At 61.5% G+C, this 5294-nt stretch carries 4 protein-coding genes; 1 reads left to right on the top strand and 3 read right to left on the bottom strand.

Annotation, left to right across the window (positions count from 1 at the left end):
• Positions 1 to 402: 402 nt before the first annotated feature.
• From AC04P6_RS05000 to rplM, 3 genes are all read right to left on the bottom strand, one after another.
• Complete coding sequence (locus AC04P6_RS05000; protein WP_475565512.1) at positions 403 to 2493, bottom strand: glutamine synthetase III family protein; 2091 nt, start codon at positions 2491 to 2493, stop codon at positions 403 to 405.
• Between the two features lie 449 nt (positions 2494 to 2942).
• Entirely contained in the window at positions 2943 to 3335 is a 393-nt protein-coding gene (gene rpsI, locus AC04P6_RS04995; RefSeq protein WP_475565511.1) for a 30S ribosomal protein S9, read from the bottom strand.
• A 3-nt stretch (positions 3336 to 3338) separates the two neighbouring features.
• A complete protein-coding gene (gene rplM, locus AC04P6_RS04990; protein ID WP_475565510.1) occupies positions 3339 to 3773 on the bottom strand; it encodes a 50S ribosomal protein L13 in 435 nt (144 codons plus the stop codon).
• 484 nt (positions 3774 to 4257) lie between these two features.
• On the opposite strand from rplM, the gene AC04P6_RS04985 reads away from it, so the two are divergent.
• The coding region (locus AC04P6_RS04985) for a cysteine desulfurase family protein (RefSeq protein WP_475565508.1) at positions 4258 to 5294 on the top strand (1037 nt) is incomplete at its 3' end.

Below are 5294 nucleotides of genomic sequence, written 5' to 3'. Positions count from 1 at the left end.
TGCCTTGTCTTCCTAAGACCGCTTGGCCTCCGACTTCCACGAGCACACGCGCCATACGATTGGGTGCATTTTTCCGGAAAAGGACGGGTTTTCGTCTAACTAAGAGCGATTTCGCTCCCTTCTCAGCGCATAAACCCAGGTCACATGGAGCAACGATTCGCACATGCTGTCCTTTTCCGGAAAAATGCAGCGCCCTACCCCTCCTGCGCACACGAAAAAGCGGCTCGGGACAATCCCGAGCCGCCTAACAAGCACATATCGCGTGCTACACATAGCCGATGCGTGTCGCCTGCGCACGTTGCGCGCCCTCGCGCTACGCTGCGGCCAAGTCGCTCGATGCAACCCCTACCAGGAATAACCCTTCGGGCCGCCGCACATCCACTACGCCGCCAGGCTCAAGCCCTACACGTAGAACAGGATGTCGTTGTACGTGGGAACGGGCCAGTAGCCATGGTCGGTGATGCCTTCCAGAGCATCGATTTCGGCACGCAGGGCCTCCATCGCGGGCACGACCTGCGCGGCGTACGCGTTGGCCTGCTCCTGGCTATCCTCGATAGCTTCGGCAGCCGCATGAGCTTCCTTCAGCGCCGCGAGCGCGACGTTGGTGGCCTTCAGGCCGTCGAGGAAGCGCTGCAGCAGCTCTTCCTGGTCGCCCAGGTCGGCGGAAGGCAGGGCCGCCTTCATGGCCGTGATGCCCTTGGCGATCTTCGTGGCGTAGGCGTTGATGGCCGGGATGTAGTTGCGGCGCGCCATGCGCTCCATGACGTTCGCCTCGATGTTGAGCGTCTTGGTGTACTTGTCGAGCTTGACCTCGTAGCGGCTGCGGACCTCGTCCTCGCTGAGGATGCCGAATTCGGCAAAGAGGTCGATCGACTTCTGGTCGACGAAGCAGGGCAGCGCTTCGGCGGTGTTCTTGTTGTTCGCAAGGCCGCGGCGCTCGGCCTCGATGGGCCATTCGTCGCCATAGCCATTGCCGTTGAAGATGATGCGCTGATGGGCGGTGAGCTCCTGCTTGATGTAAGCCAGGGCAGCGGCCTCGAAATCGGCGCCTTCCGCACCGTCCATGGCGTCGGCGAAGCTCTTCAGGCTCTTCGCCATGGCGGCGTTCAGGATCATGTTGCAGTCGGACAGGTTCACCTGGCTGCCGGGCATGCGGAACTCGAACTTGTTGCCGGTGAAGGCGAACGGGCTCGTGCGGTTGCGGTCGGTGTTGTCCTTCAGGAAGTTAGGCAGAACGTCGACGCCCAGGTCCATGGCCACGCGCTCGGCCGACTTGTACGGACGGTCGTTGATGAGGGCCTCCACGATGGCGCCCAGCTCGTCGCCCAGGAAGATGCTGATGATGGCCGGAGGAGCCTCGTTGGCGCCCAGACGATGGTCGTTGCCGGCGCTGGCAACGCTCATGCGCAGCAGCTCCTGGTATTCGTCGACGGCCTCGATGACGCACGTGAGGAACACGAGGAAGCGCAGGTTGTCGGCCGGGGAATCGCCAGGCTCGAGCAGGTTCGTCTTGCCGTAGCTGATGGACCAGTTGTTGTGCTTGCCGCTGCCGTTGATGCCTTCGAAGGGCTTTTCGTGCTGCAGGCACACCAGACCATGATGGCTGGCCAGAAGCTTCATCTTCTCCATCGTGAGCAGGTTCTCGTCGATGGCGCGATTGGCATTGGTGAAGATGGGAGCAAGCTCGTGCTGGCAGGGGGCAACTTCGTTGTGCTTCGTCTTAGCGGCGACGCCCAGCTTCCACAGCTCGTCGTCGAGTTCCTTCATGTATTCGTTCACCGTGGGGCGGATGGCTCCGAAGTAATGCTCTTCGAGCTCCTGGCCCTTGCACGGCGCAGCGCCGAACAGCGTGCGGCCGCAGAGCATAAGGTCCTGACGGCGCGCGTAATCCTTTTCGGACACCAGGAAGTATTCCTGCTCGCTACCCACCGTGGTAACGATGTGATGGCCGCCCTCGCCGAAGTACTCGAGCACGCGGTTGGCCTGGTCGGAAATGGCCTTCATGGAACGCAGCAGCGGGGTCTTCTTGTCGAGGGCCTCGCCCGTGTAGCTGCAGAAGGCGGTGGGGATGCACAGTACTTCGTCCTTGATGAACGCGTAGCTGGTGGGATCCCATGCGGTGTAGCCGCGAGCTTCGAACGTGGCACGCAGGCCGCCGTTGGGGAAGCTGGAGGCGTCAGGTTCGCCCTGGATGAGCTCCTTGCCGCGGAACTTCGTGATTGCGCGGCCGTCGCCTACCGGCTCCATGAAGCTGTCGTGCTTCTCGCTCGTGATGCCCGAAAGCGGCTGGAACCAGTGAGTGTAGTGCGTAGCACCGTTCTCGATAGCCCATTCCTTCATGGCATGGGCAACGGCATTCGCCAGCTTGATATTGAGCGGCTTGCCTTCCTTGATCGTATGCGACAGCTCTGCATACGTATCGCTAGGCAGGCGGTCCTCCATGACGGCGTCGTTGAACACCATCGATCCGTAGATTGCTTCAATATCCGACATCCTGTTGCGCTCCTCACTCATAGGCCTAACACGGTGCCGCCCGACCGGGCAACCAATTACGCAGGCGCCTTCGCCTGCACACGCGATGGTTTCTGGCTACGATACCACGGAATAAGTCTTTCCTCACCATGCTTGGGTCAAACATACAAGAGCAATGTTTCATGATGATTGCAAGCAAGTAAAATGCCATGTTACACAGCCCCACCCCGCCGCGGCAGGGCGGACAGCGAAGCGCATCCGCCCATCCGAAGACCCGCGAGCGGGACCCGCCCGCCGCGAACCCAAGTTGGCTTAGGCCAACGCAGCAGGCCGCTGGCAACAAAAAAAGCCCCAGCCGGAGCCGGGGCAAGGTTTCGCGTGGGCGAGCAGATTGCCCCGAACCGCGAGGGAGTTGGCTTAGGCCAACGACCGGAGCGGTGAGCGGCAAGATGCCGCCCACGTGAGACCGATTAGCGCTTGCTGAACTGCGGGCGCTTACGAGCCTTCTTCAGACCGTACTTCTTACGCTCAACCATACGGCTATCGCGCGTAAGGAAGCCAGCCTTCTTCAGCTCGGCGCGGTACTCGCCAGCCTCCAGCAGGGCGCGGGAGATGCCGTGACGCAGAGCGCCGGCCTGACCCGAGATGCCACCGCCATTGCAGCGAGCGATCACATCGAAGTGCTCGACGGTATCGGTAACCTTGAAAGGAGCGGTCGCGTAATCGACCAGCTGCTGACGACCGAAGTACGCAGCGGCTTCCTTGCCGTTCACCGTGACTTTGCCGGTGCCGGGCACCAGGCGAACGCGAGCGACGGCATTCTTCCTACGGCCGGTGCCGTAATACATTGCTTCACCTGCCATTGGTTAATCCTCCAAGCTAATCTGACGGGGCTTCTGAGCCATATGCGGATGTTCGGGACCAGCGTAAACCTTGAGCTTCATGCCCATGGCGCGGCCAAGCGTGTTCTTGGGGAGCATACCCTTAACAGCATGCTCGATAACGCGCTCGGGGTGCTTCTGCATGGCCTCTTCGAACGTTTCGCTCTTCAGACCACCCGGATGACCCGTGTGACGGAAGTACTCCTTCTGAGCGGCCTTGGTGCCGGTCAGGCGGATCTTGTCGGCGTTCACGATGATCACGAAGTCACCGGTGTCGACATGCGGGGTGTACTGAGGCTTGTTCTTGCCCTTGAGAATGGTGGCAGCCTTGGTGGCAACGCGGCCGAGAACCTGGTTCTCAGCGTCGATCAAGACCCACTCACGCTCAACTTCGTTGGGCTTGGCGTAATACGTCTTCACTCTGTTTCCTCCAATTACGTTCCTTGTGCTCGCAAACGGCTTCTGAAGCTTGTGCCGCAAACGAACCCAAGGGGTGTCGTTTTCCAAAAGTGCAGGCACACACGGACGTCGGGATCCTACTCCGAACACGGGACTCTGGCCCTGGACGACCTTCGTTCCCGTTCCGCATTCGCACTGCTGTACGGGGCTTCTGAAAGCGAACTTTTGTAGTGTAGTGCGCACGAATACGAAGTGCAATACGATTGCCCATCCATGAAGCCATTTTTTCGTATATTGCACACGAAAATCATGTTCGATTGTGCCCACCCCGCCCCATGAGGCCATATGTTGGGGCACGCTCGAAATGCACTCCTTTGCACCACTCCGCGAGGATAGCAACCATGTTATGGTACCCGCGCGTTATGCGCGCGTCTTCACGTGCCCACCGCAATTGTGGGGTATAGTGCGAATGCATTTCCCACGAACGTACACGCGAGAGGGTCACATGTCCCAGATCATCTACCTCGACCATGCAGCCGCCACGCCGCTCGACCCGCGCGTGCGCCAGGCCATGGCCCCCTATGAATCCGAGCTGTTCTTCAACCCCAGCAGCCCCTACGCGCAGGCCGTCGCCGTACGCAGGGCCTACGAGCAAGCACGCGCCGACCTAGCGCATGCCATCGGGGGCAAACCAGCCGACATCGTGCTTACCGCCGGGGCCACGGAATCCATCAATCTCGCGTTCACCTGCCTCGACGATGCGGAAGACGCGCACGTCATCACCTGCGCCATCGAGCATGCTAGCGTGCTTTCCTGCGCCAGGGCGCACAACCACACCCTCGTGGGCGTAACCTCCACGGGCCGCGTGATGCCCGCCGACATCGAGGCGGCCATCACCCCCGCAACGCGCCTGGTGAGCATTGGCCTTGCCAACAACGAGCTGGGCACCATCCAGCCCATCCGCACCATCGCCGAAATCGTGCGCGCGGAACGCATGCGCCGCCTGCAGAACGGCGACTCCACTCCCCTGTTCCTGCACTGCGACGCAAGCCAGGGAGCAGGCCAAACCAACATCAACGTAAGCAGCCTGGGCGTCGATATGCTCACCTGCAACGCCGGCAAGATCTACGGCCCAAAGCAGGTGGGCCTGCTCTGGGCGCAGCCCGACGTGAACCTGCACGCGCTCGTGCACGGCGGCGGCCAGGAGCGCAACCTGCGTTCGGGCACCGAAAACGTGGCAGGCGCCGTGGGCTTCGCGAAGGCCCTCACGCTGGCCGTTGCCGACCGCATGGTGGAAGCGGAACGCCTGCAGGTGCTGCGCGACGGGCTGCAGCGCTACCTCACGCGCGAGTTCCCCCAGGCCGTGGTTTCGGGCCACAAGAAGCATCGCCTGCCTGGGCATCTGCACATCTCGTTCCCCGGCATCGACGCCGAGCGCATCGTGTTCCTGCTCGAGGAGAAGAACGTCCTCGTGGGCACGGGCGCCGCATGCGCCGCCAACAAGGACACGCGCAGTCACGTGCTCGAAGCCATCAGCCTCGA

It is taken from the genome of Denitrobacterium sp. (assembly GCF_056180635.1).
The sequence above is the reverse complement of the archived record's forward strand: the minus strand, read 5'-3'. Positions and strand labels throughout refer to the sequence as shown.

Bases quoted from the DNA above. Each gene is read 5' to 3' on its own strand.
- AC04P6_RS05000 (WP_475565512.1), bottom strand. From the start codon at position 2,493: ATGTCGGATATTGAAGCAATCTACGGATCGATGGTGTTCAACGACGCC.
- rpsI (WP_475565511.1), bottom strand. From the start codon at position 3,335: ATGGCAGGTGAAGCAATGTATTACGGCACCGGCCGTAGGAAGAATGCC.